This is a genomic window from Roseomonas aerilata DSM 19363 (assembly GCF_000711725.1).
GTDB lineage: Bacteria > Pseudomonadota > Alphaproteobacteria > Acetobacterales > Acetobacteraceae > Roseomonas > Roseomonas aerilata.
Genome location: NZ_JONP01000010.1, coordinates 96115 through 121930, shown reverse-complemented (window position 1 = coordinate 121930; position 25816 = coordinate 96115). Strand labels below are relative to the sequence as shown.

Below are 25816 nucleotides of genomic sequence, written 5' to 3'. Positions count from 1 at the left end.
GGGAGGAAACGATGATCAACAGGCGGAGCCTGGCCGGAGCGCTGCTCGCGCTGCCGACGGTGCGCGCGGCGGAGGCGCAGGAGAACTACCCTGCGCGGCCGATCCAGGTGATCAACCCCTATGCCGCCGGCGGGGCGACCGACCTGATGGCCCGAGCCCTTGCGGCCGGCCTGTCGCAGCGCCTGGGCCAACCCGTCGTGGTCGTGAACCGCGACGGCGCGGCGGGCGCGGTCGGCACCCTCTCGGTCGCCCGCGCGGCGCCCGATGGCTATACCCTCGCCTTCGTGCCGGCGCTGGTGCTCTCCGTCCTGCCGGTGACGCAGCCGAATTCGGGGTTGCGTCCGGACGCACTCCGCCCCGTCTGTCAGATGTTCGCCAACGCGCAGGCCATCGCCGTGCGTGCGGACTCACCGCTCCGCAGCCTGGCCGACCTCGTGGCGGCCGCGAAGGCCGCGCCGGGCGCCGTGACCTACGGTTCGCTTGGCATCGCCTCCATCCCGCACCTCGCCATCCTGCAATGGGCGCGCGCCGCGGGCATCGAGATGACGCACGTGCCCTATCGCGGCGACGGCGCGGTGATGACGGACGCGCTGGCGGGCCGCATCGACTTCGCCGCCATCGTGCTCGGCTCCGCCTCGGGCCGCAGCGACATGCGGTTGCTCGCGGTGTTCGACACGGCGCGCAACCCTGCCTTCCCCGACGTGCCCACCGCGATGGAGGGGGGCTACGACGTGGCGCCCACCTCCTTCGGGGGATTGATGGCCCCCGCCGGCACGCCGCCCGAGCGCGTGGCCGTGCTGGAGGCCGCCTGCGCCGCCGTCGCGCCGGAGGAGCTGTACCGCGCCGCCGCGCGACGCGCCCTGCAGCCGGCCGCCTACCACAGCGACGCCTCCGCCTTTGCCGAGCGCCTTGCGCGCGATGTCGCGGAGAAGGCGGAGCTGCTGAAGGGCATCGACCTAAGCCCCTAACCCGCACGTGAAGCGGGGGCGTGAAGAATGAAGGCAGGACGGAAGGAAAACGGGATGATCGCACGTCGGGTATTGGCCGCGGCCGCGCTGGCCCTCACCGGTGCCGGGCCCGTACTGGCCCAGGAGGGAGTGCCGCGCAACATCACGCTGATCGTGCCCTTCTCCGCCGGCAGCGTGGTGGACATCATGGCGCGGCCCTTCGCGGAGGCGATGCGCGCCGCGCTCGGCGGCGGCGCGAGCGTGGTGGTGCTGAACCGGGATGGCGGGGGAGGGGCGGTCGGCGCCGCCGCGGCCGCCTCGGCCCGCCCGGACGGCGCGACCCTCTACTTCGGCCCGTCCGGCATGCTCACCACGCTGCCCTTCCTCGTGCCAAACCTCCCTTACGCCTGGGGCGCGCTCCAGCCGGTGTGCCAGACTTTCGAGAACATCTTTGTCCTGGGCGTCCCCGCGAACTCTCCCTATCGCTCCGTCGCCGAGCTGCTGGCGGACGGCCGCGCGCGGCCCGAGAGGATCTCCTGGGGCGATGCGGGCCCCGGCACGGTCGGCAACCTCGTCGCGCTGGAACTGTCGAAGCTCGCGGGGGCGCGGATGACGCATGTGCCCTACCGCAGCTCACCCCAGATGATCCTCGACACCCAGTCCGGCGCGCTCGCCTTCTCGATGCCGACCTATGCGACCATCCGCGGGACGGACATCCGCCCGCTCGCGGTGGTGGCGGATGAGCAGCAGCCCAGCCTGCCCGAGGTGCCCACGCTGAAGGAGCTTGGCTATCAGGTGGACTGGCGCGGTTTCGGCGGCATCATGGCCCCGAAGGGTACGCCCCCCGCGCTGGTGCAGCGGCTGGAGGCCGCCTGCCTCGACGCCGTGCGGAGCGAGGGCTACCGCGCCATGGCTGCCAACACCGGCCAGATCGCGCCGCCCCTGAACGCCGCAGCCTTCGGCGAGCGCCTGTCCGCCGAATACCGCAACGCCGCCTCCTTCCTGCGGGAGATGAACCTGGTACGGTAGGCTGGCCGCGCAGACTTGTGACCATGCCGGCTGCCCACGGAGGCGGGCGGCCCACGGCAATGCCTTGAACAGGGTGGCTCGGCAGTCTGGCTGCCGTCGGTGCGCGCCAGACCTGCCGTCGCCCGCCAGCGGATACGATCAGCCGGCGCCGCATCAGGGCGGGCGCGCACAGTTCCTGCACCACGCGCCCCCACCTTGGACTCAAGCCCGATCCATGCATGACAGCTCCCATGAGCCTCATCCTCGCCTGCGATCTCGGCGCGACCACCTTCCGCGCCGCCCTTCTGGACCCCGCCGGGCGGACGGTCGCTGAGGCGACCGCGGCGGCCGACCTGCCGGGTGGCGCCACCGCGACGGAGGTCGATCCCGATCACTGGTGGCGCCTGCTTCTCCAGGCCGTCGAGGCTCTCTCGCAGAGCGATGCCCATCTCGACCTTGTCCGCGGGGTCGCCCTCTGCGGCCTCACGCGAACGCAGATCTTCCTCGATAGGGAGGGCCGCGTGCTGCGGCCGGCGATCACCTTCCGCGACACGCGCGCGGTGGCAGAGGCCGATGACCTGCTCGCTCGCGTGCCGGCAGACTGGCCGGAACGTGCCCAGCTCAACGCCTTCCATCCCGCCGCACGCCTGGCATGGCTGGCGGCGCACGAACCCCGCGTGCTGGAGCAGTTGCACGCGGTCCTCGACCCCAAGGACTACCTCAACTTCCGCCTCACCGGGCGCATGGCCACGGACAGCGTGTCGGGCGCCCGGCTGCGGGCGACGCTCGCCCCGCAGCCGGGTGAGAGCAGTCTGGCAGGAATAATCGGCCTGCCACCGGCAATTGCCTCGACGCGCTTCCTCCTGCCTACAGAAGTGCTGGGCACCGTCCGGCCCGATCTGCCCGGGGCGCTCGCGGGGCTGGCGGGACAGCCGGTCTTCGCCGGTGCCAACGACACCTGGGCGGCCGTGGCAGGGCTCGGCGCGCTGCGCCCTGGCCTGGCCTACAACATCTCCGGCACGACGGAGGTGCTGGGCGCGTTGGGCACCGAGGCGGTCGAGGCGCCAGGACTGCTTTCGGTCGACTGGGGCCCTGGCCTGCAGCAGATCGGCGGCCCGAGCCAGTCTGGCGCGGACAGCGTCCCGTGGCTTCTCGGCCTCCTGGCCGAGGGCAGCGCAGGGCCGGCGGCCGATGGGCTGCAACGCCTGCTCGCGCTGCCGCGGGACTCCTCCCCGGCCCTGTTCCTCCCCTTCCTTCAAGGGGAAAGAGTGCCCTACTGGGATCCGAACCTGCGTGGGGCTTGGCTCGGCCTTAACCGACGGCACAAGGCGACGGACCTTGCCTGGGCGGTGCTGGAAGGCCTCGCCTTCCTCAACCGCACCGTTCTTGAGCGCGCGGAGGCCGCGCTTGGCCTCCCCGTGCGGGAGATCCGCCTCGGTGGCGGCGGCGCGGCCAGCGAGCCCTGGTGCCGCATCAAGGCCGACGTGGCCAACCGCCCCATCGTGGTCGGAGAGGCCGCGGAGCCCGGCCTGCTGGGATGCGCCATGCTGGCCTGGGCCGGGCTCGGCATGTTTCCCGACCTCGCCGCGGCGCAGCAGGCGCTCGCACGTCCGGCACGCCGCTACGAGCCCGACCCCGCGCGCCGCGACGCCTATGAACCCCTCTACGCCGCCTGGACCGCGACGGTGGCGGCGTTGCGGCCGGGCGCGGCGGAACTGGCCGCGCTCTGCTCCCCGTCCTGACGGCGGGAGCGGCCGGGGTGACGGGCCGCGCCGCCCGGTCCATCCTGCGGCCGACGCGCCGCAGGACCGTGGCGCGGGGGCGTGTGATCGTCACGGAGGGCGGGCTGTTGGCTGCGCGAGCAGGATTGTCCAGGCGCAGGTTTCCCCTGCGGCAAAGGCGGCGTTGCCGGGCCATCGTCACCCCATGACGGCTCTTCTCTCACGCTTCGGCACGGCGCTGGCCGGGTTCCTCGTCCTCCTCTTCTTCGGGGCTTTCGCCGAGAACTTCGCCAGTCCCGGCAACCTCTCCCTCATTCTCAAGGACACCGCCTTCCTCGCGGTGCTGGCCATCGGCTTCACCCTTGCCCTGGCAACGGCGGAGCTGGACCTTTCCATCGCCGACGTCGCGAGCCTGGCGGCCGTCGTGACGGGCGCGCTGATCCAGGGCGGCACGATGCCGGCACTCGCCGTGCTGGCGGGCCTTGCCACCGGGCTGGGCGCCGGGCTGGTCAACGGCTTCGCCGTGACAGTCCTCGGCGTTCCCTCGCTGATCGCAACCCTCGGCACGGCGGCCGTCGCGCGGGGCTTCGGCTTCATGATCACGCAGGGCGTTGCCTTCGTCGGGCGCTGGCCGCGGGAGTTCACGGGCCTCGCGCGCGGCTCGCTGCTCGGCGTGTCGAACATGATCTGGTGGATGGCGGCGATCGGCCTGCTCGCCTGGGTCCTCCTGAAGCGCACGCGCACCGGCCTGCACATGCTGGCGACAGGTGAGGCCGACGAGGCGGCGCGGCTGGCAGGCATCCGCACACGTCGGATGAAGCGCCTGGGCCTTGCGCTCGCGGGCCTGCTGGCAGGCGTCACGGCGGTGCTGCTCGCGGCCAGCCTTTCCTCTGCCGCCCCGAACATGGCCGGTGACCACTTCCTCTACGCCATCGCCGCGGTGCTGCTCGGCATGACGATGATCGAGCCGGGGCGGCCCAACATCCCTGGCACGCTCCTCGCCGCCTTCATGCTGAAGGCACTGGGCAACGGGCTGGTCCTGCTGGGCGCGCCCTACTACGCGCAGGATATCGCGCTCGGCGTCATCATCACGGGGTCGGTCGCGCTCTCCTCCACGGTGATGCGGCGGGCCGCCTTCACCAAGCGGCTGAACCTGCGCGCGGCCGCCTGACACAATCCTTCGTGCGATCAGGAGACAGAACGCGATGCTGAGACGGGATCTGCTGGGCGCCTCCGCCGCCATGATGGCCATGGCAGCGGGCCCGGCCGCGGCGCAGGCGCCGTTCGAGCTGGCGGTCATCGGCTTCCAGATGTCCTCCGAGACCCATGCGCGCGCCGCCAATGCGGCCGCCGCGGCGGCGCGGGCGAAGGGCTGGAACGTCACCCTGCTGAACTCCGAGGGCTCCCTGCCGAAGCACGCCGAGCAGTTCGACGCGCTGGTCCAGCGCAAGCCTGGCGGTATCGTCGTCTGCATGGGCAAGCCGACGGAGGCCGACGCGCAGTTCGCCGCGGCGGCCAAGGCGGGCATTCCGGTCATCACCATCATGTCCGGCTCCAGCCCCCACACGTTGTTTGACGTGGTGGTCAACGAGTACCAGGTCGGCGCCCAGGCCGCGCTCTGGCTGCTCGGCCGGATGAACTACCGCGGCGCGCTGCTCACCGTGCGGTTCGAGGGGAACGCCGCCACCCGTATCCGCGGCAAGGTGCTGGACGTGGTGCTGTCGGAGAACCAGGCGGTCACCGTCCTCGGGCGCCATGCCATGGCCCGTACCGCGAGCTGGCAGGAGGACGTGCGTGCCGGCATGCAGGCGCTGCTGCTGCGCAACCGGGGCCGGTACGGGGGAATCTGGGCCTCCTTCGACGGGCAGGCCTATGTGGTGGACGACCTGCTGCAGGCGCAGGGCGCGAAGAAGGGCGAGGTGTCCATCATCTCCGTCGACGGCGGCAAGGAGACCTACCGGCGGATCGCCGATCCTGAATCCACCCTGATGGCCACCGTGGCGATCCCCTTTGAGGAGATGGGCCAGCGCGCGACGGCCGCGATGGAGAGCATCGCTGTCCGCAAGCAGCCTGCGGCGAGCGTCACCGCCGGTCCCTACCTGCTGCTGGAGGCCGAGCTGGTCGACCAGTCCAACGTGGCCCGCTACCTCACGCCATGAGCGAGGCGCTCCTTTCCCTCCGCGGCGTTCGCAAGGCCTATGGCGCGGTGGAGGCCGTCCGCGGCGTCGATCTCGACATCGGGGCGGGAGAGGTGCTGGCGCTCTGCGGGGACAACGGGGCCGGCAAGTCCAGCCTCGTGAAGGTCATCGCCGGCGCGCAGGCGGCGAGCAGCGGCACGATGACGCTGCGGGGGAGGGAGGTCGCCTTCCACTCGCCCGAGGACGCGTTGCGCGGCGGGATCGCCACGATCTACCAGGACCTCGCACTCGCGCCCCGCATGTCCATCGCCGAGAACGTCTTTCTCGGGAGCGAACTTACGCGCGGGCCGCTGGGCCTGCCCTTCCCGCGCCTGCTGGACCGGCGGCGGATGATGACGGAGGCATTGGGCTACCTCCAGCGCCTCAACCCCGCGCTGACCGACATGGCGCGACCCGTCGAGGGGCTGTCCGGCGGGCAGCGGCAGGCTGTCGCCATCGCGCGCGCGCTGCGCTGGAAGGCGGAACTCGTGATCATGGACGAGCCCACGGCGGCGCTGGGCGTGCGCGAGACCGCGCAGGTGCTCGACCTGATCCGCCGACTGCGCGGCGAGGGCAGGGCGGTGCTGCTGGTCAGCCACAGCATGGCCGATGTCTGCGCGGTGGCGACGCGGGTTGCGATCATGAAGGCCGGGCATAAGGTCATCGACCGGACGGTCGCAGGACTCGATCCGGATATGCTCGCCCACATGATCATGACAGGGCAGGGGACGGAGGTAGCGCCGGCGGGCTGAGCGGCGCGTCAGGCCCGGCTTCACCGCCGCAGGCAGCGGCCCGGCGGCTCATTCCGCCGCGAAGGAAGGCGTCAAAGGACCGGAGCGCGTTGGCGCTCCGGTCCCCGGCACCTTGGCGACTGCAGGCTTCCACCCTGGCCGGCGCGGCGCCAACCCGGTGCGACGAGCACCTTCAGGCCACCGCCCCGAACCGATCGGGTCAGCTCCCCGATCAGCCCGCCTCGAACCGCACTGTCTCCGGCTCGGCGCTGCCCACCACCTGCCAGACCGTCACCGGCCCCGCGCTGTTGTTGCGGAACCAGTGCCGCCGCCCCGCCGGATTCATCACCAGATCCCGCGGCCCGAGTTCGATCTCCACGGAAGCACCGGCCTCGTCCTCCCAGCCCACGGTCAGGCTGCCTTCGAGCACGAGGAAGGCGTCCTCCACGTCCCGCGCGTACGGCTTCACGCCCACGCCCACGGGCACGCCGAGCAGCTCCTTGCGGCAGGTGTCGGATTCCACCCCGCCCGGCCCGACATAGACCTTCCGCGTGAAGCCCGCCGCGTCCCACAGCGTCGGCTGCTCGGAATGGCGGATGACGTAGCGCGCCATATGCTGCTGCAGCGGGTGCTCGCCCTTCGGGTCGAAGGGAACCGTCTTCCCCGGCGCCGCGCCGAAGCTCCGCGCCAGCTCCGGCGCCGTGTTTTTCGGGTGGTAGAGGTAGCGCGGCGGCAGCGGCTTGCCGACATCCACGCTGATGCTCATCAGCACGGGCTCGATCCCGTCGTTGCGGAAGCCATGGCCGATGTCGCGGGCGTTCAGGATCATGTCCTTCGGCCCAAGCCGCACCTCGACGACCTCGCCATCCTTCTCCCAGCCCACCGTCAGCACGCCGTCGATGATGAGGAAGCTCTCCTCGATCTCGTGCGCGTGGCAGGCCGCATACTTGCCCACCGGCTTGTAGATGAGGCTGACCGTGAAGTGCTCCGGCTTCAGCGTCGAGGTGTCGCCCACCTTCGGCGATCCGCCCGCACCGATGTAGCGCATCTGCGCCCGCTCCAGGTCTGCGAAGCCGCGGTTGCTGGGGAAGGCGTCCCAGTCGAACACCTTGTCCACGTGCCGCCCCACATGGGCGCGCAGATCGGCCTCAAGGCTCGAGGCAACAGGGGCGATGACGTTCATGCGGAGCCCTCCGGCTGATTCCGGCCCGGTGCCGGTGAAGCGTTCCCCTAGCAGCCCCGCGTTTTAGCAGCTACACACTGTTTTATGGGTAAACAAAATACCCCTTCCGAGGACCGCTACCTCGTCCCCGGCCTCGCGCGCGGGCTGGAGGTTCTGCGCGCCTTCACCCCCGAGCGCCGCCGCATGACGCTGACGGAAATGGGCGCGGCCGTCGGCGTCACCCGCTCCGCCATCTTCCGCATCGCCTACACGCTGGAGCAGTTGGGCTTCCTCGCCCATGACCCGCGCACCCGCACCTACACCCTCGGCCCGCAGGTCCTCCGCCTCGGCTACGGCTACCTTGCCTCGCGCGATCTCGTGGAGGTCGCCCTCCCGCAGCTCGAAGCGCTGCGCGACCGCAGCGGCTGGTCCGCCCATCTCGGCGTGCTGGAGGGGAGGGAGGTCGTCTACCTCGCCCGCCTCCCCACCCGCCGCTCCCTCTCCAGCGTGGTGCAGGTCGGCACACGCCTGCCTGCCCATGCCACCACCATGGGCCGCGTCCTTCTCGCAGCCTTGCCGCCCGACGACCTCCGCGCCCTCTACGCCGGCGCCGACCTCGCGCCGCACGGCCCGAACACGCCCACCAACCTCGCGGCCCTCCTCGCCCAGGCGGAGCGAGACCGCGCCGCCGGTTTTGCTGCCCACATCGCGGGCTTCGAGGCCGGCGTCGCCAGCGTCGCGGCCCCGCTGCGCGACGTCAGCGGCGCGACGGTCGCCGCCATCAACCTCTCCACCGTCGCCCTCCTCACCTCCGAGGAGGAACTTCGCGGCCCGCTCGCCGCCGAGGTCACCGCCGCCGCCGCCCGCATCTCCCTCGCGCTGGGTCATGCGGGCGGCACGGCGTCCTGATCCCCCGGGCGCGCCGCTTGCCTGCACCTCCGCCACATCCAAACCGCCAAAGGCCCACCCTCGTGACCTACCAGCCCACCCGCCGCGCCGCCCTCCTCCTCGGCCTCGCCGCCCTCGCTGCCCGCCCGGCCCTCGCTGAAAGCTGGCCCACGCGCCCCGTCACCATCGTCGCCCCCTTCACCCCCGGCGGCCCCGTGGACGTGCTTGCGCGCGTCATCGCGCAGGGCATTCAGTCCGCCAGCAGCCAGCCGGCCGTCGTGGACAACCGAACGGGCGCCCAGGGCAACATCGGCATCGACGCCGTCCGCCGCGCCGCCCCCGACGGCAACACGCTCCTGCTCGTCCCCGCCGGCAACCTGACGATCAACCCGACCCTGATGAGCAATCTTACCTTTGACGTGGAGCGCGACTTCGCCCCCGTCAGCATGCTCGCCACCGCCCCGAACGTGATCGTCTGCGCGCCGAACCTGCCGGTCCGCACGATCGCGGAGCTCGTCGCCTACGCGAAGTCGCGCCCCGAGGGCGTGACCTACGCCTCGCCCGGCGTCGGCAGCCAACTCCACCTCGCCGGCGAACTCCTCGCCCAGCGCGCCGGCATCTCGATGCTCCACGTCCCCTATCGCGGGTCCAGCCAGGCCCTCACCGACGTCGTCGCCGGCAACGTGCAGCTCCTCTTCACCAACCTGCCGGCGGCGCTGGCGGCCATTCGCGGCGGACAGGTCCGCGCCCTGGCGCTCACCACCGCCGTCCGCTCGCCCACCGCACCCGAGATCCCGACGCTCGAGGAACTCGGCCTCGCCGGCTTCGACATCACCTCCTGGTACGGCCTGCTCGCCCCGCGCGCGACGCCCGAGGCCACGCTGGCCGCGATCTACGCCGCCATCCGCGCTGTCCTCCACGCCCCCGCCACCACGGCCAGCCTCGAGGCCCAGGGCCTGACGATCACCGACGAAGGTTTGGCCGAGTTCGGCGCCCGCATCCGCCGCGAGACCGCCACCTGGGCCGAGGTCATCCGCAGCCGGAACATCCAATCAGGCCTCTGACCACCGGGAAGGGGCTGCTGCACTGCACAATGAAGCGGCAGCCCTGCCCAAGCTGCGCGCTCTTCACGACCCGTGCCCGGATTAGCGGCGTCTGAGCCCGTAAAAACCTTTTGACGGGAACGGCGAAGCATCCGATGCTCAAATTTATGAACATCTAGTTCATATTTGAACAGACCGAACGGATGGATGCCCCTGTGTCGCAGAGCGCCCTCCCTGCCGAGCTGGCAGTCATCCCCGCTGTGCGGCCGGCGCCGCCTGCCGTCCTCTCCTTCGAGGGCGTGACCAAGCGCTTCGCCACCCGCACCGCCACCCCCTTCACCGCCGTGCAGGACCTCAGCTTCACCATCGGCAAGGGCGAGTTCGTCTCGATCGTCGGCCCCTCCGGCTGCGGCAAGAGCACCGTCCTGAACATGACCGCCGGCCTTGACGCCCCGACCGAAGGCCGCGTCTCCCTCTCCGGCGAGGTCGTGACCGGCCCCAACAAGCATGTCGGCTTCATGCTCCAGAAGGACCTGCTCCTTCCCTGGCGCAGCATCGTCCGCAACGTCGAGTTCGGCCTCGAGGCCCGCGCCCTCAGCCGCGCCGAGCGCCGCGAGCGCGCGCTCCGCGAGCTCGCCCGCTGCCGCCTCTCGGACTTCGCGAACCACTACCCCTTCCAGCTCTCCGGCGGCATGCGCCAGCGCGCCGCCCTCGCGCGCACGCTGGCCATCGAGCCCGACGTCGTGCTGCTGGACGAGCCCTTCTCCGCCCTCGACGCGCAGACGAAGCTCCTTCTCCAGCGCTCCTTCGCCCGCACCATTCACGATTCCGGTGTCACCGCGCTGCTCATCACCCACGACCTCGCCGAGGCCGTCGCCATGTCCGACCGCATCCTCGTCATGAGCGAGCGCCCGGGCCGCATCGTCGAGGAGATCGACCTCGACCTCCCGCATCGCGACGACCCCATCGCCCGCCAGGCCCTCCCGCGCGCCCGCGAGGCGATGACGCACCTCTTCCAGTCGCTCCACCTCGCCGAGCGCGAGGAATAGCCACCGTGCACAACACCAACCGAGACAAAGGGGAAGGGGCCATGCCCTTGCTGACGAGACGCGCCACCGGGGCCGCCGCCCTGGGCCTGGCCACCGCCGCCCTAATCCGTCCAGCGCGCGCCGCGGAGAAGGTCACCTACCTCTTCCCCGCTCCCTCCTTCCTCCCAGCCTTCGTGCCTCACCACCTCGCCCAGCAGCGCGGCTTCTTCCGCGAGGAGGGCGTGGAAGTCGCCTACCAGCTCGGCCGCGGCGGCGCCGATGTCGCGAAGCAGGTCGCGCTCGGCAACGCCGAGATCGGCGGCGGCAGCGGCGACACCTCCATGATCGTGCGCGCCAACGGCCTGCCCGTTCGCGCCGTGGCGCTGCTCGGCGGCGGCTCGCTCTACCAGGTTGCCACTCGGCGCGACCGCAACATCAAGTCCCTCGCGGACCTGCGCGGCAAGAAGATCGGCGTCATCGCCTTCCAGGACACCGGCTACTACGCGCTCCTCGGCGCGCTGGCCGGCAGCGGCATCCAGAAGAGCGACGTGCAAATCCAGGCCGTCGGCGCCGCCGGCATGGTGCAGCTCATGGTCGCCGGCAGCCTCGACGGCATCACCGCCACCCCCGACTGGGCCGACAACATCGAGACCGCCGGCACCGCGCTCGACTACCACGAGCTGGCGCAGGTCTTCCCCTCCATGGCGCAGGCGGTGCTGACCTCCGACCGCATGGCGCATGACCGTCCCGCCGCCGTCCGCGGCGTGGTGCGCGGCATCATGCGCGGCGTGAAGGCCTGCATGGACGACCCCACCTCCGCCGCCCGCGACTTCTGCCGCGCCGTGCCCCAGCAGGCCGGGAAGGAGGTGGAGATCGAGCGCATCCTCCGCCGCTACGTCACCCAGGTTTATCCGCCGCGCCCGGGCACGGAGCTCGGTAAGTTCGATCCCCAGCGTCTCGCCCTCATCCAGAAGTCCTACATGGACAACGGCGTGATCCAGGAAGCCGTCCCGGTGGGGGATCTGTACAGCAATGAGTTCGTCTGAGACCGCCGCGCGGCCGAGCGTCACCCCGGCCGTCGCACCCCTGGGCACGGAAGCCCCGCGCCTTTCCCTCGCCGGCCCCCTCGCGCTGCCCGCGATGACGCTGCTCGTCGCCGTCGTCGTGCTGCTCGCCTGGCAGTACCTCCCGCCCGCGCTCGGCGTGCCGAAATACATCATCCCGACCGTCACCGACATGGCCGCCGAGATGGGCCGCATGTGGCGCCAGGAGGACCTGCTCGGCCACATCGTTTCCACCGCCACCATGGCGACGATCGGCTTCGTCGCCGGCGGCCTGCTCGGCGCCGCCTGCGGCTACGGCCTCGGCCTCTCCCGCCTGTGGGAGCGCGTGCTGTCGCCCTATATCCTCGCGCTGCAGATCGCGCCCAAGGTCGCCTTCGCGCCGCTCTTCATCATGTGGTTTGGCTACAATTCCTGGCCAAAGCTCGTCGTCACCGTGCTGGTCGTCTTCTTCCCCATCCTGGTGAACGTGCTGCAGTCGATGAAGACCACCGACCGCGACCTCGTGAACCTCGCCCGCGCCTACTCGATGACGCGCTCGCAGATCTTCTGGAAGGTCTACTTTCCCGCCTCCATGCCCAACCTCCTCGCGGGGCTGCGCATCGGCGCGACGCTCGCCGTCATCGGCGTCACGGTGGGCGAGCTGGTCGGCGGCGGCGTCGGCCTTGGCTATCTCATCACCTATGGCGAGGGGCAGGCGAACACCTCGATGGTCTTCAACGCCATCGTGCTCCTCACGGTGATCGGCATCGTCCTCTACTGGGCCGTCGCCGCCGCCGAGGCCCGCATCCTCCACTACGTCCCGCGGATTTCCCAGTGAGCGTACCGCAAACCCTCGCGGGCCGCACAATCGTTGTCACCGGCGCCGCGCGCGGCGTCGGCCAGGCCATCGCGCTCGCCTGCGCCCGCGCCGGCGCCCGCCTCGTGCTGGCGGACATCCTCGCCGACCGCCTCGCCGAAGCCGCCGCCGCCATGACCGCGCAGGGCCACGAGTTGCGCGCCCTCCCGCTCGACCTTGCCGACCCCGCCTCCATCGAGGCCTTCGCCGCCGACATCGCCGCCCACGAGGGCACGATCCACGGCCTCGTCAACAACGCGGCCATCGCGACCGGCATCGGCGGCCCCGAATTCGACGCCATCGAGATCGACACCTGGGACCGCGTGATGAGGGTGAACGTGCGCGGCACCTGGCTCGTCACCCGCGCGATGGTGCCGCTGATGACGGAAGGCCGCATCGTCAATCTCGCCTCGGACACCGCCCTCTGGGGCGCCCCCCGCCTGCTCGCCTACACGGCCAGCAAGGGCGCGATCATGTCCATGACCCGCTCGCTCTCGCGCGAACTCGGCCCGCGCGGCATCGGCATCTCCTGCATCGCCCCCGGCATCATGCGCTGCGAGGCGACGGACTACGTACCGCCCGAGCGCCATCGCCTCTACGAGACTGGCCGCGCCGTGCCCGGCCCTCAGGTGCCCGAGGACATCACCGACACCGTCCTCTTCCTCCTCACCCCCGGCGCCCTGGCCGTCACCGGCCAGACCATCCCGGTCGATGCGGGCTTCGTCTTCACATGACCACCACCGAGACCGTCGCCGGCATCACCCTCCACCGAAGCAAGGGAGAGGGCACGCTCCTCGTCCTCCTGCACGGCATCGGCAGCAACGCGGAGAGCTGGGCACCCCTCATGGCCGTCCTGCCGCCCGCGCTGGACGTCATCGCCTGGGACGCTCCCGGCTACGGCACCTCCGCGCCCGTTGCGCCGGAGTCTCCCACGCCGAGCGACTACGCCGCCGCTCTTCTGCGCGTGCTCGACGCGCTCGGCCACGCCCGCGTGCGCCTGATGGGCCATTCCCTCGGCAGCCTCTTCGCCGGCCGCTTTGCCGCCCTGCACCCGGATCGCGTGGAGCGTCTCGCGCTTCTCTCCCCCGCCCTCGGCTACGGCGTCACCGCCGGCCCGCTCCCCGCCAACGTCCAATCCCGCATCGACGACCTCACCGCCCTCGGCCCCCAGGACTTCGCCGCCCGCCGCGCCGCCCGCCTCGTCTTCGATGCGGAGAACCGCCCAAAAGTGGTGGAGGGCGTTCGCCGCTCCATGGCCGCCGTGAACCCGCCCGGCTACGCCCAGGCCGTCCACGCCCTCGGCGCCGGCGACCTCCTGGCCGACGCGCCGCGCCTTACCATGCCCACTCTCGTCGCCACGGGCCTGGAGGACGTCGTCACCCCGCCCGACAACGCCCGTCGCCTGCACGCGGCGCTGCCCAACCCGCTCCGCCTCGCCGAGCTCCCGGCCGCCGGCCACGCCATGCCGCAGGAGTTCCCGCGCGAGATGGCCGCCATCCTCGCGGAGACCCTCCTTGCCTGACGCCGCCGAGGCGGAGGAATCCGCCTACCTCTCCCCCCCTGTGCAGCGCGCCGCCCGCCTCCTCCGCCACATCGCGGAGGGCGACACGGTCACGAACATGGCCGCGACCGCCCGCGCCCTCGGCATCAACCGCACCACCCTGCTCCGCCTGCTGACCACGCTCGAAGCCGAGCGCTTCATCGAACCGATCGGCCCCAACGCCGGCTGGCGCATCGGCCTCGGCCTCATCGGCATGGCCGCCCAGGCCTTCTTCTCGCAGGACCTCGTGCAAACAGCGGTGCCCTGCATCGCGCGCCTCGCCGACACGACCGACCTCTCCGCCCATCTCGGCGTGCTCGACGGCGTGGACATCGTCTACGTCCTCCGCCGCACACCCGAGCACGGCCGCTACGTCAGCAACATCCGCGTCGGCAGCCGCCTGCCCGCGCACGCCGCCGTCATGGGCCGCATCATCCTCGCCCACATGCCGGAAGAGGCCGTGCGCCGCCTCTTCGCCGGCGCGCCGTTGCAACCGAGCACGCCGCACACCCCCGTCACGATGGACCAGCTCACCGAGCGCCTGGCCGCCGACCGCGCCGCCGGCCTCGCCTGGAGCGACGGCTTCTTCGAGGCCGGCATCTCCTCCGTCGCCGCCGCCATCTTCGACAGCGCCGGCATCCCCATCGCCGCCTTGAACGTCAGCGGCCAGACCACGTCCTTCGACGGCCCCGCCCGCCGCGAGCGCATCGGCCGCGCCGTCGCGGAAACAGCGGAGGAAATCTCGCGCCGCCTCGGCTGGGCCGGCCCGGCGCGCCAGCAGAACCCCACGAGATTAGAGGTGGTCGCATGACCCAAAAGATCGGTCCCGACTTCATGCGCGGCATCGCCATGCGCGCCCCCGGTGTCACCGCCACCCGCGGCTTCTACGAGAACAGCTGGGGCCTCCGCACCGTCGCCGAGGGCAATGACGGCACCTTCTATCTCCGCGGCACCGGCTCCGAGTTCTGGATCTACGCCATGCGCGAGGACCGGGACTTCGGCATCGACTACATCAACTTCGGCATGAACAGCCGCGCCCGCGTGGACGCCCTCCACACCCAGCTCAGCGCCGCCGGCATATCCACCACCGCCCCTGCCGAGCTCTCCACCCCTGGCGGCGGCTACGGCTTCACCGCCCTCGACCCCGAGGGCCGCCGCCTCCGCTTCTCCGCCGACGTCGCCCGCCACGCCGACACCGACGACGAGCGCGCCCTGCCGCGCAAGGTCTCCCACGTCGTGCTCAACACCCCCGCGATGGACGCGACCTCCGCCTGGTACCAGGAACACCTCAACTTCCGCATCACCGACTACTCCGCGGACATGATGGTCTTCCTCCGCTGCGCGACGGACGAAGCCTTCAGCGACCACCACTGCCTCGCCCTCAACCGCGCGCAATACCCTTCGGCAAACCACGTCGCCTTCGAGATGCCCTCGATCGACAGCTTCATGCGCGGCATCGGCCGCATGAAGCAGACGGGGCAGGCCCCCTCCTGGGGTCCCGGCCGCCACGGCCCGGGCAACAACCCCTTCGCCTATTTCGTCTCCCCCTCCGGCTTCGTCATCGAGTTCACCTCCGAGGTCCACAAGGTCGAGGAAGCCACCCACGCCCCCGAGGTCTGGCCCCGCGACGTGCCGGAGAAGATGGACACCTGGATGACCGCGGGTCCGCCCACGCCGGCCATGCGCACCGTCATGGCCGGCCGCCCGGATGCCGGCTGGCAGTCGGCGGGCTGATCCGATGAACCTCGGCTACGCGGGCCGCATCGCCGTCGTCACAGGCGGCACCTCCGGCATCGGCCTCGAAACCGCCCGCCTCCTGCTGGCGGAAGGCGCCCGCGTCGCCATTTGCGGCCGCGATCCCGCGCGCCTAGAGGCCGCCCGGGCCGAACTCGGCGGCGACGACAACCTCCTCGCCCAGAACTGCGACGTGCTGAACCGCGAGCAGGTCACCGCCTTCGCCCAGGCCGTCGCCGATTGGGGCGGCGGCGCAGTCGACCTGCTCGTGAACAACGCCGGCCAGGGCCGCGTCTCCACCTTCGCCGAGACCACCGATGACGCCTGGCACGAGGAACTCGAACTGAAGTTCTTCTCCCAGATCACCCCCCTCCGCGCCTTCCGCCCCCTGCTGGACCGCGCGAAATCCCCCGCCATCGTCGGCGTGAACTCGCTCCTCGCGCTGCAGCCCGAATCCCACATGGTCTGCACCTCTGCCGCCCGAGCCGGCGTGCAGAGCCTGCTGAAATCCCTCGCGACCGAGTTCGCGCCCCATATCCGCGTGAACTCCATCCTTCTCGGCCTCGTCGATTCCGGCCAGTGGCAGCGCCGCTTCGCCGCGCGCGAGAACAAGGCCCAAACCCGCGAGGAATGGTACGGCGACCTCGCGCGCAAGAAGGGCATCCCGCTCGGCCGCCTCGGCCGCCCCGAGGAACCCGCCCGCGCCATCCTTTTCCTCGGCTCGCCCGCCGCGAGCTACGTCACCGGCGCCAGCCTGGAGGTTTCCGGCGGCGTGTCGCGGCACATCTGACGGACCCGGTCATGGACAACCTCACCCCCGCCGCCGCCCGCACCACCACCGAGGAACCGGTGGGCGACCTCATCGCCCGCGCGCTGGCCGATATCGGCGTCACCACGGTCTTCGGCGTCATCTCCATCCACAACATGCCGATCCTCGATGCCATCGCGCGCCAGGGCCGCATCCGCTTCGTCCCCGCTCGTGGCGAGGCCGGCGCCATGAACATGGCCGACGCCCACGCGCGCGTCTCGCGCTCCCTCGGTGTCGTCGTCACCTCCACCGGCACCGGCGCGGGCAACGCCGCCGGATCGCAGGTGGAAGCCCTGACCGCCGGCTCCCCCGTCCTGCACATCACGGCAACGGTGGACCGCGCCTTCATGGACCGCGACCGCGCGGCCATCCACGACGTGCCCCGCCAGCCCGACATGCTGCGCGCCATCAGCAAGGCCTATCTCCGCGCCTGGGAACCCTCGGGCGCCGTGGACACGCTCCTCGCCGCCGCCCGTGCCGCGCTTACCGCCCCCTCCGGCCCCGTCACGCTCGAAATCCCCGTGGACGTGCAGCGCGTGAAGGTGCCCGGCCGCGCGCTCCCCTCCAGCCTCCACATCGCCCCTGCCCAGCCGGACCCCGCCCAGCTCGACGCCCTCGCCGAGCTCGTCCTCCGCGCCGAACGCCCCATGCTCTGGCTCGGCGGCGGCGCCCGCCACGCCTCGGCGGCCGCGACCGAACTCGTCAACCGCGGGTTCGCCGCCGTCACCAGCACCCAGGGCCGCGCGACCGTCCCCGAAGACCATCCGCGCTCGTTGGGCGCCTTCAACATGACCCCGCAGGCGCAGTCACTCTACGACCGCGCGGACCTCATGATCGCGGTCGGCACCCGCTTCCGCGGCAACGAGACCCGCAACAACGCCATGCCCCTGCCGCACCCCCTCGTGCAGGTGGACGCCGACCCCACCCAGGCCGGCCGCAACTACCCCGTGGATATGTTCATCACGGGCGACGCCCGCCTCGTCCTCGAAGGCCTCCTCGCCCGCCTTCCGGCACAACTCGCGACCGACGCCAACTTCCTCCACGACATCTCCATCGCCCGCGCCGCCTCCGAAGGCGTGCTGCGCGGCGCCCTCGGCCCCTACCAGGTCGTCGCCGATGCCCTGCTCGCCCGCGTCCCCGCCGGCCGCCACCCCTTCGTGCGCGACGTCACCCTCTCCAACTCCACCTTCGGCAACCGCTACGTCCAGGTCGCCGCCTCGCATCTCGGAGTCCACGCCCTCGGCGGCGGCATCGGCCAGGGCATCGCCATGGCTATCGGCGCAGCCCTCGCCGGCGAACCTGCCAAGACCGTCGCTCTCGTCGGCGACGGCGGCGCCATGCTGATGATCGGGGAGCTCGCGACCGCTGCCGACATCGGCGCCAACATGGTCGTCATCCTCATGAACGACGGCGGCTACGGCGTCATCCGCAACATTCAGGACGCGCAGTACGACGGCCGCCGCCACTACGCCGACCTGCTCACCCCCGACTTCGCCCTTCTCTGCGCCTCTATCCGTCTGCCGCACGAGAAGGTCTCGGCCATCGAGCACTTCGAAGCCGCCCTCGACCGCGCCCTCGCCACCAAGGGCCCCTGCGTGCTCGAAGTGGACATGACGAGCATCGGCCCCTTTGCCGAGAGCTTCGCCGGCCCGCCCGCCGGCGCCGCGGGAAGCGTGCGCTGATGCCGCCCCGCGGGCAAAGGGGCAGGGGAGGGGCCGCATGAACGCCATCCTCTCCACCGGCGCGCAGGCGGGCGCCACCACCTTCACCGCCCTCCTCCGCCGCATGACCTACGAGGCCCCCGGCGTCCTCTCCCTCGACTTCGAGGCCGAGGACGGGCGCGAGTTGCCGCCTTTCGAGCCCGGCTCGCACATCGACCTCCACCTCCCCGACGGCACGACCCGCCAGTACTCGCTCTGCGGCGACCCGGCGGAGCGCGGCCACTACCGCATCGCCGTCCGCGACGTGAAGGGCGGCCGCGCCTCCCGCTTCATCCACCGCGGGGAACTCCGCCCCGGCGTCACCGTCACCCTCGGCATCCCCCGCAACAACTTCGCCTTCGAGGCCGCGCCCAACCTCCTCTTCGTCGCCGGCGGCATCGGCATCACGCCCCTGCTGCCCATGATGCGCGCGGCCACCGCCGCCGGCAGCACCTGGTCCCTCCTCCTCTGCGCCCCCCGCACCGCCGACGCGCCCTTCCTGCGCGAGGCCCGCGCCCTCGCCGCCAGCAACGGCCGCGGCGAGGTCTCTGTCCACGCGAGCACGGAAGGCACGCGCCTCGACGTCGCCGCCCACCTCCGCGACGCCCGCCCCGACACGCTCCTCTACTGCTGCGGCCCCGAGCCCCTGATGCTCGCGGTCGAGCAGGCCACCACCGGCTGGCCCGAGGGCACCGTCCGTTTCGAGTGGTTCACCGCCCGCGCCCGCCCCGAGGGCGAGACCGCTGACACCTTCGAGGTCGAGTGCGCCCAGCGCGGCCTCACCCTCACCGTACCGCCCGACCGCTCAATCCTGCAGGTGCTGAACGACGCCGGGCTCGACGTTCCCCACTCCTGCGAGCAGGGCATCTGCGGCACCTGCGAGGTCGCGGTCCTGGAAGGCGAGGTGGACCATCGCGACAGCATCCTCTCCGCCGCCGAGCGCGCCTCGAACAGCACGATGATGTGCTGCGTCTCCCGCTCCAAATCCCCCCGCCTGGTGCTCGACCTGTGACCACAGCCGACGAACCGAAGATCATGCTCACGATCTTCCTCAAGCACGACCAGTCGCAGAACATCGACAGCATCCAGGGCACGCTCGCCGAGCGCGCCTGGTGGGAGCGCTTCCCGCCCGAGGGCTGCGAGATCGTCTCCTGGACCGTCGCCATGGGCCTCGGCCAGATCGTGACGCTCCGCCTGCCGCCGGCCCTGCTGAACCGCGTCAACATCGAGATCGAGCGCTCCGCCTGGGGCGTTTTCTCGACCGAATTTTTCCCCACCTACGATTTCGTGCCGGTGCGCGAGCGCCTGACGCGCGAGTGGAAAGCGAAGAGAGAGGAGAAGGCCCCGTGAGCAATACGGTGAGCAACACCTACGCGTTCCCCTATCTCGAGGCGCGCCAGACCCTCACGCGCCCCGTCACCGATTGGGAATCCGACCTCGCCGACACGATCGAGGCCGCCTTCGCGAAGGGCAACTACGAGCTCGAAGACCTCGTCGCCGCCCTCAACCGTTCCCGCGTCCGCCCGCCCACCGGCGGCACCTGGACCGCCGAGGGCTTCACCGCCCTCATCCACGAGCTGGGAGCCTGACGCCGATGAGCACAACCCTCACCCGCCCGGCGGCGATCACGGAAGCCGAGATCCGCGACTACCTCTCGACCGGCGTCCGCAACCGCTGGTGGCCCGTCCTCCCCTCCCGCTTCATCCAGACCAACGGCAAGCCCGTCGGCCTCACCCGCCTCGGCGAGAAGATCGTCCTCTGGCGCGACCACACCGGCACGATCCGCGTGCAGGCCGACCGCTGCCCGCACCGCGCCGTCCCCCTCTCCCGCGGCCTGAACGAGGGCGACCGCCTCCGCTGCAACTACCACGGCGTCGAGATCGGCACGGACGGCACCGTCCTCTCCGTCCCCGGACAGCCCGGCTGCCCGCTGGAGGGCAAGAAGGCCGTGAAGACCTACCCCTCCCAGGAGATCGCCGGCGCCGTCTTCGTCTGGTTCGGCGACGCCCTGCACGAGGAGCCCGAGCCGTTCACGCCGCCGCCCCAGCTCGCCGGCGGCGAGTACGAGGCCATCCTCTGCTACGCCGACTGGGAGATGTTCTGGCGCTACCTCTACGACAACAACATGGACCCGATGCACGGGACCTTCCTGCACGCCAATTCCCACACGATGTACCAGGGCGACACCCAGGCCCACTTCGTCACCCGCGACACCGAGAAGGGCTTCTTCTTCGAGAAGGAGGGCCAGCGCGACGTCAACTTCGACTGGTCCGAGCTGGTGGACGACAACGCCCTCTACGTCCGCCTCGAAATTCCCTATCCGCCCTCCGGCGGCCCGGGCGGCAACTTCGGCATCATCTCCTTCGGCTGCCCCATCGACGAGAACTGGACCGCCTGCTTCTTCTGGCGCGTCCGCAAGGTGCAGGGCTGGCAGCGCGACGTCTGGCGCTTCCTCTACCGCACGCGCATGGAGCCCCGTCACTGGCACGTGCTGGAGCAGGACCGCGAGATCCTCCAGGGCCAGCGCCCCGGCTTGGAAAAATTCGAAATGCTCTACCAGCACGACGCCGGCCTCATCCGCCTGCGCCGCCACCTCGTCCAGGTCGCGCGCAAGCAACTCACCGAACTGCGCGCCGCCGGCAAGGCGTAGCGCGCATGGCCTACCGCAAGGTCACGTCCCCCGAGGTGCCGGAACCCCCGGGGGAGATCTTCTCCCAGTGCCTCGTCGCCGGGAACACCGTCCACATCTCCGGCCAGCACGCGGGCGCCCCAGGCGGCGGCGTGCTGGGCGACGGCAGCGTGGCGGACCAGGCCCGCCACAGTTTCCGCCGCGTCATCGCCCTCGTCGAAGCCGCCGGAGGCACCGCCGCCGACATCGCCAAGCTCACCATCTACCTGACCCGCATCGAGGACCGCCCCGCCATCGGCCCCGTCCGGCGCGAGTTCTTCTCAGACCCCATGCCCTGCTCCACCCTCGTCGGCATCTCCGCCCTCGCCGCGCCCGACCTCCTGATCGAGGTGGACGCCGTCGCCATCCTCGGCGCGGGCGCCTGATGGACGGCCTCGCCCCCACCCCGCCGCGGCGCAACCCCGGCATGGACGCCGACCTCCGCCGCATCGTGGCCGTCGAGGCCCACCGCCGCCGCACCGGCCGCTGCCCCGTCCTCGTCCACGCCCTCGGCACCGGCGAGACCTTCCGCATCGAACCGCGCGACAACGGCTTCCTCGACCTCGCCACCAGCCTCCGCGTCCACTCGACCCCCGAGGGCATCGAACTCGACGGCACCACCGTCGCCCTCCGCCTGACCGGCGACGTGGCCTTCGAGGGCCAGGACCTGGCCTCCGGCGAACGCTTCACCGGCCACGCCGGGGGAGGGGCCTCCGTCACCCTCTACGACGCCCGCCGCACCGGCTACTTCCAATACGCCGTCTCGGATCAGGACCAGCCGCCGGACCTGCTGCGGGCCTGAGCGGCCGGGCCAGAGAGGGCTCTGCCCTCTCCGGACCTCACCCGCCAGGAGCCCGAGGCCCCTGGACCCTCATCTGTCAGATCCTTCCTGCCCATGCAGTCGCCTCGGGTCCAAGACCCGAGGCGCACCGTCCACCAAGTATTCCCAACGGGTAGAAAAAGATGAGTGGGGGTCTGGGGGAGAGAATTCATTCCCTCCCCCAGAGTCACCAGCACCGGCCCACCCCGTCTAATTCCTTGACGCCACGCCCCCACCCCGCTAATGCGCCCGCTCCCGGGACCAGTCCCGCCCGCCGGTCGGCCGCCCCCTGAGGGTGCCGGCTCCGTCGCTCCGCGAGTGTTCGCGCAGCGGCGCGATCGGTCATGGGTTGGCCCCAGCCGAGTAACAGGATTGACCCCGCCCGCATGTTCGAGGCGCTCTCCACCCGCCTGAACGGCGTCTTCGACAAGCTCCGCCGCCGCGGTGCCCTGTCCGAGGCCGACGTCACCGAGGCCCTGCGCGAGGTCCGCGTCGCCCTCCTGGAGGCCGACGTTGCCCTCCCGGTCGCGCGCGACCTCATCGCGAAGGTGCGGGAGCGGGCGGTGGGCGTGGAGGTGATCCGCAGCGTCTCGCCCGCACAGCAGGTCATCAAGATCGTCAACGACGCGCTGGTGGAAGCGCTCGGCGGTGGCGAGGGCATGGAGGCTCCCGGCCTCGACCTGAACGCCCCGGCGCCGGTGCCGATCCTGATGGTCGGCCTCCAGGGCTCGGGCAAGACCACCACCTCCGGCAAGATCGCGTTGCGCCTGCGCACGCGGGACAAGAAGAAGGTCCTTCTGGCCTCGCTGGACGTGGCCCGCCCCGCCGCCCAGCTCCAGCTCCAGACGCTGGCGACGCAAGCCGGCGTGATGAGCCTGCCCATCGTCCCCGGCCAGTCCCCGCTCGAGATCGCGGCGCGCGCCATGGACATGGCCCGGCGCGAGCTCTTCGACGTCGTCATCCTCGACACCGCCGGCCGCCTCTCCATCGACGACGCGCTGATGGAGGAAGTCGCCGCCGTGAAGGCCGCGACGAAGCCCCACCAGACGCTGCTCGTCGTGGACGCCATGACCGGCCAGGACGCGGTGAACACCGCGCGGAACTTCCAGGACCGCGTGGGCGTCAACGGCATCGTCATGACCCGCGTGGACGGCGACGCCCGCGGCGGCGCGGCCCTCTCCATGCGCGCCGTCACCGGCGCCCCCATCCGCCTCCTCGGCGCCGGCGAGAAGCTGGACGCGCTGGAGGACTTCCACCCCGACCGCATCGCGTCGCGCATCCTCGGCATGGGCGACATCGTCTCCCTCGTCGAGCGCGCCGCCGAGACCATTGACCGCGACGAGGCCGAGAAGCTCGCCGCGAAGATGCGGAAGGGCACCTTCGACCTCGAGGACTTCGCCAACCAGCTCAAGCAGGTCGGCAAGATGGGGAACCTTTCGGGGATCCTCGGCATGCTGCCCGGCATGGGCGCCATGAAGTCGCAGATCGCGAACGCGAAGATCGACGACAAGATGGTCGGCCGTCAGGCCGCCATCATCTCGTCGATGACCGCCAAGGAGAAGCGCAACCCCGACATCATCAAGGCCTCCCGCAAGAAGCGCATCGCGTCGGGCGCCGGGGTGACGGTGCAGGACGTGAACCGCCTGCTCAAGCAGTTCGACGACATGTCCGCGATGATGAAGCGGATGAACAAGCTCGGCCAGAAAGGGATGATGCGCGGCGGTCTCGGCGCGCTCCTGCCTGGCATGGGGGGCGGCAAGCGCCCCTTCTGATCAACCGACAGATACAAGCCAAGGATACGACATATGGGCCTTAAGATCCGCCTCGCCCGCGCCGGTGCCAAGAAGCGCCCCTACTACCACATCGTGGTGGCCGACAGCCGCTCCCCCCGCGACGGCCGCTTCATCGAGCGTCTCGGCTCCTACAACCCGATGCTGCCCTCCGACCACGCTGAGCGCGTGCGCCTGTTTGACGAGCGCCTGAAGCACTGGCTGAGCAACGGCGCCGTCGCGACCGACCGCGTGGCGAAGTTCCTCGGCAAGGCCGGCCTCGCGCCGATGCCCGCCTTCAAGGAGCAGCCGAAGCAGTCCGCCCCGAAGAAGCGCGCCCAGGAGCGTGCCGCCGCGGCCGCTTCCGCCAGCGCGGCCTGAGGCTGACCGCACCGAGCCATGCCCGCGTCGCGCATCCTTGTCGGCGAGTTCGGCCGCCCGCACGGGGTGAGGGGGCTGATCCATGTCCGCTCCTACACCGCCGAGCCGGCCGCGATCGCCGGCTATGGCCCGCTCTCGGATGAGGGCGGGGCGCGACGCTTCGTGCTGAAATGGCTCGCGGACGGGCTGGTGCAGGTGGAGGGCATCGCCGACCGCGACGCCGCCGCCAAGCTCACCGGCACGCGCCTTTACGTGGACCGCGCCGTGCTGCCGGCGGTGGAGGAGGACGAGTTCTACCTCTCCGACCTCATCGGCCTGCGCGCCGAGACGGAGGCGGGCGAACCTCTCGGCACCGTCCTCGCGGTGGAGGATTTCGGCGCTGGCAGCGTCATCACGATCCGCGACGCGAACGGGCGCGACACGCCGCTCCCCTTCACGCGCGCCGTGGTGCCGGTGGTGGAGATCGCCGCCGGCCGCGTCGTCGTCGTCCCCCCGGCGGAGACGGTCGTCCCTCCCCAGCCCGGCGAGGACGAGGTGCAGCAGGGCGAGACCCCGCGCCCGCGCCGCCCCTCCATGCGCCGCCGCAGCGGCGGGCGGGACGCGGCATGACCTGGCGCGCAACCGTCCTCACCCTCTTCCCCGGCATGTTCCCGGGCCCGCTGGGCACCTCGCTCGCCGGGCGCGGGATGGAGCGCGGGCTGTGGTCGCTGGAGGCGCGCGACATCCGCGCCTCCGCCACCGACCGCCACCGCACGGTGGACGACACCCCCTTCGGGGGCGGCGCCGGCATGGTGCTGCGCCCGGACGTGGTGGACGCCGCCTGCGCCGCCGCCATGTCAGAGGGCGACACCCGCCCGCTCGTCTTCCTCACCCCGCGCGGCACCCCGCTGCGCCAACCGCTTGTGCGCGAGCTCGCATCCGGCCCCGGCGCGGTCCTCCTCTGCGGCCGCTACGAGGGCGTGGACCAGCGCGTGGTGGAAGCCCGCGGCATGATCGAGGTCTCCGTCGGCGACTACGTCCTCTCGGGCGGGGAACTCGGGGCCATGGTCCTGCTCGATGCCTGCGTGCGCCTCATCCCCGGCGTCATGGGCGCCGCCGAGAGCGCGGAGGAGGAGAGCTTCTCCGATAATCTCCTCGAATACCCCCACTACACCCGCCCCGCCGAATGGCGCGGCCTGCGCGTGCCGGAGGTCCTCCTCTCCGGCCATCACGCGGAGGTTGCCCGCTGGCGGCGCGCCCAGTCGGAGGCCGTGACCCGCGAGCGGCGTCCGGACCTCCTCTCAACAGAACAACGGCAAGGCCCGGCCCCCCGGGCGCCATTGCATTCGGCGGCCTCGCCCGCCTAAACGCAGATCAGAAGGGACCACGACGATGAACCTGCTCCAGCAGTTCGAACACGACCAGATGACGCGCCTCTCCGGCGCCCGCGCGACGCCCGAGTTCCAGGCCGGCGACACGCTGCGCGTGATGGTCAAGGTGCAGGAAGGCGAGCGCATCCGCACCCAGGCCTATGAGGGCGTCTGCATCGCCCGCTCCAACCGCGGCCTGAACAGCAACTTCACCGTCCGCAAGCTCTCCTACGGCGAGGGCGTGGAGCGCGTCTTCCCGCTCTACTCCCCCAACGTGGCCGAGATCGTGGTGGTCCGCCGCGGCAAGGTCCGCCGCGCGAAGCTCTACTATCTGCGCGGCCGCACCGGTAAGTCCGCCCGCATCCAGGAGCGCGCGGCCCCCCGCAAGGCCGCCGAGGAAGCCCAGCAGGCATAACCAGGCGGCATGAAGCGGCCAGCGGCCC

General features: G+C 71.4%; 29 protein-coding genes. 28 read left to right on the top strand and 1 reads right to left on the bottom strand.

What is annotated here, in order from left to right:
• The first annotated feature begins 11 nt into the window (after positions 1 to 11).
• From BO39_RS13585 to BO39_RS13560, 6 genes are all read left to right on the top strand, one after another.
• Complete coding sequence (locus tag BO39_RS13585; RefSeq protein ID WP_052402060.1) at positions 12 to 968, top strand: tripartite tricarboxylate transporter substrate binding protein; 957 nt, start codon at positions 12 to 14, stop codon at positions 966 to 968.
• Positions 969 to 1022: 54 nt separating this feature from the next.
• Positions 1023 to 1976: a tripartite tricarboxylate transporter substrate binding protein gene (locus BO39_RS13580; RefSeq protein WP_169742759.1), complete on the top strand. Its 954-nt coding sequence runs from the start codon at positions 1023 to 1025 to the stop codon at positions 1974 to 1976.
• 230 nt (positions 1977 to 2206) lie between these two features.
• A complete protein-coding gene (locus BO39_RS13575) occupies positions 2207 to 3697 on the top strand; it encodes a xylulokinase (RefSeq protein WP_043834092.1) in 1491 nt (496 codons plus the stop codon).
• A gap of 184 nt (positions 3698 to 3881) precedes the next feature.
• Positions 3882 to 4847 carry an ABC transporter permease gene (locus tag BO39_RS13570; protein WP_043834090.1) on the top strand — a complete coding sequence of 322 codons (966 nt, stop codon included), beginning with the start codon at positions 3882 to 3884 and terminating at the stop codon, positions 4845 to 4847.
• A gap of 34 nt (positions 4848 to 4881) precedes the next feature.
• The gene (locus BO39_RS13565; protein WP_043834088.1) at positions 4882 to 5835 is read left to right on the top strand and encodes a sugar ABC transporter substrate-binding protein; all 954 of its coding nucleotides are present in this window, start codon (positions 4882 to 4884) and stop codon (positions 5833 to 5835) included.
• Positions 5832 to 6605 (top strand): ATP-binding cassette domain-containing protein, encoded by a 774-nt coding sequence (locus tag BO39_RS13560; protein WP_043834086.1) that lies wholly within the window; start codon positions 5832 to 5834, stop codon positions 6603 to 6605. Before BO39_RS13565 ends, BO39_RS13560 begins: the two co-directional genes overlap by 4 nt.
• Positions 6606 to 6816: 211 nt before the next feature.
• Here the strand turns inward: BO39_RS13560 and BO39_RS13555 are convergent, their stop codons facing one another.
• A complete protein-coding gene (locus BO39_RS13555; protein WP_043834085.1) occupies positions 6817 to 7767 on the bottom strand; it encodes a cupin domain-containing protein in 951 nt (316 codons plus the stop codon).
• Between the two features lie 84 nt (positions 7768 to 7851).
• Here BO39_RS13555 and BO39_RS13550 point away from each other — a divergent pair, with 84 nt between their 5' ends.
• The 22 genes from BO39_RS13550 to rplS all read left to right on the top strand — a co-directional run bounded on the left by BO39_RS13550 (position 7852) and on the right by rplS (position 25788).
• Positions 7852 to 8655: an IclR family transcriptional regulator gene (locus BO39_RS13550; protein WP_043834083.1), complete on the top strand. Its 804-nt coding sequence runs from the start codon at positions 7852 to 7854 to the stop codon at positions 8653 to 8655.
• Positions 8656 to 8717: 62 nt separating this feature from the next.
• Entirely contained in the window at positions 8718 to 9698 is a 981-nt protein-coding gene (locus BO39_RS13545) for a Bug family tripartite tricarboxylate transporter substrate binding protein (RefSeq protein ID WP_043834080.1), read from the top strand.
• 194 nt (positions 9699 to 9892) lie between these two features.
• Positions 9893 to 10726 (top strand): ABC transporter ATP-binding protein, encoded by an 834-nt coding sequence (locus tag BO39_RS13540; protein WP_245615148.1) that lies wholly within the window; start codon positions 9893 to 9895, stop codon positions 10724 to 10726.
• A gap of 41 nt (positions 10727 to 10767) precedes the next feature.
• Positions 10768 to 11751, top strand: coding sequence for an ABC transporter substrate-binding protein (locus BO39_RS13535; RefSeq protein WP_043834078.1), 984 nt, complete (start codon positions 10768 to 10770; stop codon positions 11749 to 11751).
• Positions 11738 to 12586 carry an ABC transporter permease gene (locus tag BO39_RS13530; protein ID WP_043834076.1) on the top strand — a complete coding sequence of 283 codons (849 nt, stop codon included), beginning with the start codon at positions 11738 to 11740 and terminating at the stop codon, positions 12584 to 12586. The genes BO39_RS13535 and BO39_RS13530 overlap by 14 nt, the downstream gene beginning before the upstream one ends.
• Positions 12583 to 13338: an SDR family oxidoreductase gene (locus tag BO39_RS13525; protein ID WP_043834074.1), complete on the top strand. Its 756-nt coding sequence runs from the start codon at positions 12583 to 12585 to the stop codon at positions 13336 to 13338. Before BO39_RS13530 ends, BO39_RS13525 begins: the two co-directional genes overlap by 4 nt.
• On the top strand, positions 13335 to 14126 hold the full coding sequence (locus BO39_RS13520) for an alpha/beta fold hydrolase (RefSeq protein ID WP_052402059.1): 792 nt from the start codon (positions 13335 to 13337) through the stop codon (positions 14124 to 14126). Before BO39_RS13525 ends, BO39_RS13520 begins: the two co-directional genes overlap by 4 nt.
• Positions 14119 to 14955: an IclR family transcriptional regulator gene (locus BO39_RS13515; RefSeq protein WP_052402058.1), complete on the top strand. Its 837-nt coding sequence runs from the start codon at positions 14119 to 14121 to the stop codon at positions 14953 to 14955. The genes BO39_RS13520 and BO39_RS13515 overlap by 8 nt, the downstream gene beginning before the upstream one ends.
• Positions 14952 to 15878 (top strand): VOC family protein, encoded by a 927-nt coding sequence (locus BO39_RS13510; protein ID WP_043834072.1) that lies wholly within the window; start codon positions 14952 to 14954, stop codon positions 15876 to 15878. Before BO39_RS13515 ends, BO39_RS13510 begins: the two co-directional genes overlap by 4 nt.
• Before the next feature lie 4 nt (positions 15879 to 15882).
• Positions 15883 to 16668, top strand: coding sequence for an SDR family oxidoreductase (locus tag BO39_RS13505; protein ID WP_043834069.1), 786 nt, complete (start codon positions 15883 to 15885; stop codon positions 16666 to 16668).
• A gap of 11 nt (positions 16669 to 16679) precedes the next feature.
• Positions 16680 to 18368 (top strand): thiamine pyrophosphate-binding protein, encoded by a 1689-nt coding sequence (locus tag BO39_RS13500; protein WP_043834067.1) that lies wholly within the window; start codon positions 16680 to 16682, stop codon positions 18366 to 18368.
• Between the two features lie 37 nt (positions 18369 to 18405).
• A complete protein-coding gene (locus tag BO39_RS13495; protein ID WP_245615147.1) occupies positions 18406 to 19398 on the top strand; it encodes a PDR/VanB family oxidoreductase in 993 nt (330 codons plus the stop codon).
• 23 nt (positions 19399 to 19421) lie between these two features.
• Positions 19422 to 19736, top strand: a complete 315-nt coding sequence (locus tag BO39_RS13490; RefSeq protein ID WP_043834295.1) for a hypothetical protein — start codon at positions 19422 to 19424, stop codon at positions 19734 to 19736.
• Positions 19733 to 19975, top strand: a complete 243-nt coding sequence (locus BO39_RS31055) for a recombinase-like helix-turn-helix domain-containing protein (RefSeq protein ID WP_084698090.1) — start codon at positions 19733 to 19735, stop codon at positions 19973 to 19975. Before BO39_RS13490 ends, BO39_RS31055 begins: the two co-directional genes overlap by 4 nt.
• Before the next feature lie 5 nt (positions 19976 to 19980).
• Entirely contained in the window at positions 19981 to 21036 is a 1056-nt protein-coding gene (locus BO39_RS13480; RefSeq protein WP_084698089.1) for an aromatic ring-hydroxylating oxygenase subunit alpha, read from the top strand.
• 5 nt (positions 21037 to 21041) lie between these two features.
• Positions 21042 to 21440: a RidA family protein gene (locus tag BO39_RS13475; protein ID WP_043834066.1), complete on the top strand. Its 399-nt coding sequence runs from the start codon at positions 21042 to 21044 to the stop codon at positions 21438 to 21440.
• The gene (locus BO39_RS13470) at positions 21440 to 21856 is read left to right on the top strand and encodes a hypothetical protein (protein WP_043834064.1); all 417 of its coding nucleotides are present in this window, start codon (positions 21440 to 21442) and stop codon (positions 21854 to 21856) included. Before BO39_RS13475 ends, BO39_RS13470 begins: the two co-directional genes overlap by 1 nt.
• 404 nt (positions 21857 to 22260) lie before the next feature.
• Positions 22261 to 23646, top strand: coding sequence for a signal recognition particle protein (ffh, locus tag BO39_RS13465; RefSeq protein ID WP_043834062.1), 1386 nt, complete (start codon positions 22261 to 22263; stop codon positions 23644 to 23646).
• A gap of 33 nt (positions 23647 to 23679) precedes the next feature.
• A complete protein-coding gene (rpsP, locus tag BO39_RS13460; protein ID WP_043834060.1) occupies positions 23680 to 24024 on the top strand; it encodes a 30S ribosomal protein S16 in 345 nt (114 codons plus the stop codon).
• A gap of 18 nt (positions 24025 to 24042) precedes the next feature.
• The gene (rimM, locus tag BO39_RS13455) at positions 24043 to 24633 is read left to right on the top strand and encodes a ribosome maturation factor RimM (protein ID WP_052402057.1); all 591 of its coding nucleotides are present in this window, start codon (positions 24043 to 24045) and stop codon (positions 24631 to 24633) included.
• On the top strand, positions 24630 to 25370 hold the full coding sequence (gene trmD, locus BO39_RS13450) for a tRNA (guanosine(37)-N1)-methyltransferase TrmD (RefSeq protein WP_052402056.1): 741 nt from the start codon (positions 24630 to 24632) through the stop codon (positions 25368 to 25370). The genes rimM and trmD overlap by 4 nt, the downstream gene beginning before the upstream one ends.
• Positions 25371 to 25395: 25 nt before the next feature.
• The gene (rplS, locus tag BO39_RS13445; RefSeq protein WP_043834059.1) at positions 25396 to 25788 is read left to right on the top strand and encodes a 50S ribosomal protein L19; all 393 of its coding nucleotides are present in this window, start codon (positions 25396 to 25398) and stop codon (positions 25786 to 25788) included.
• Positions 25789 to 25816: the final 28 nt, after the last annotated feature.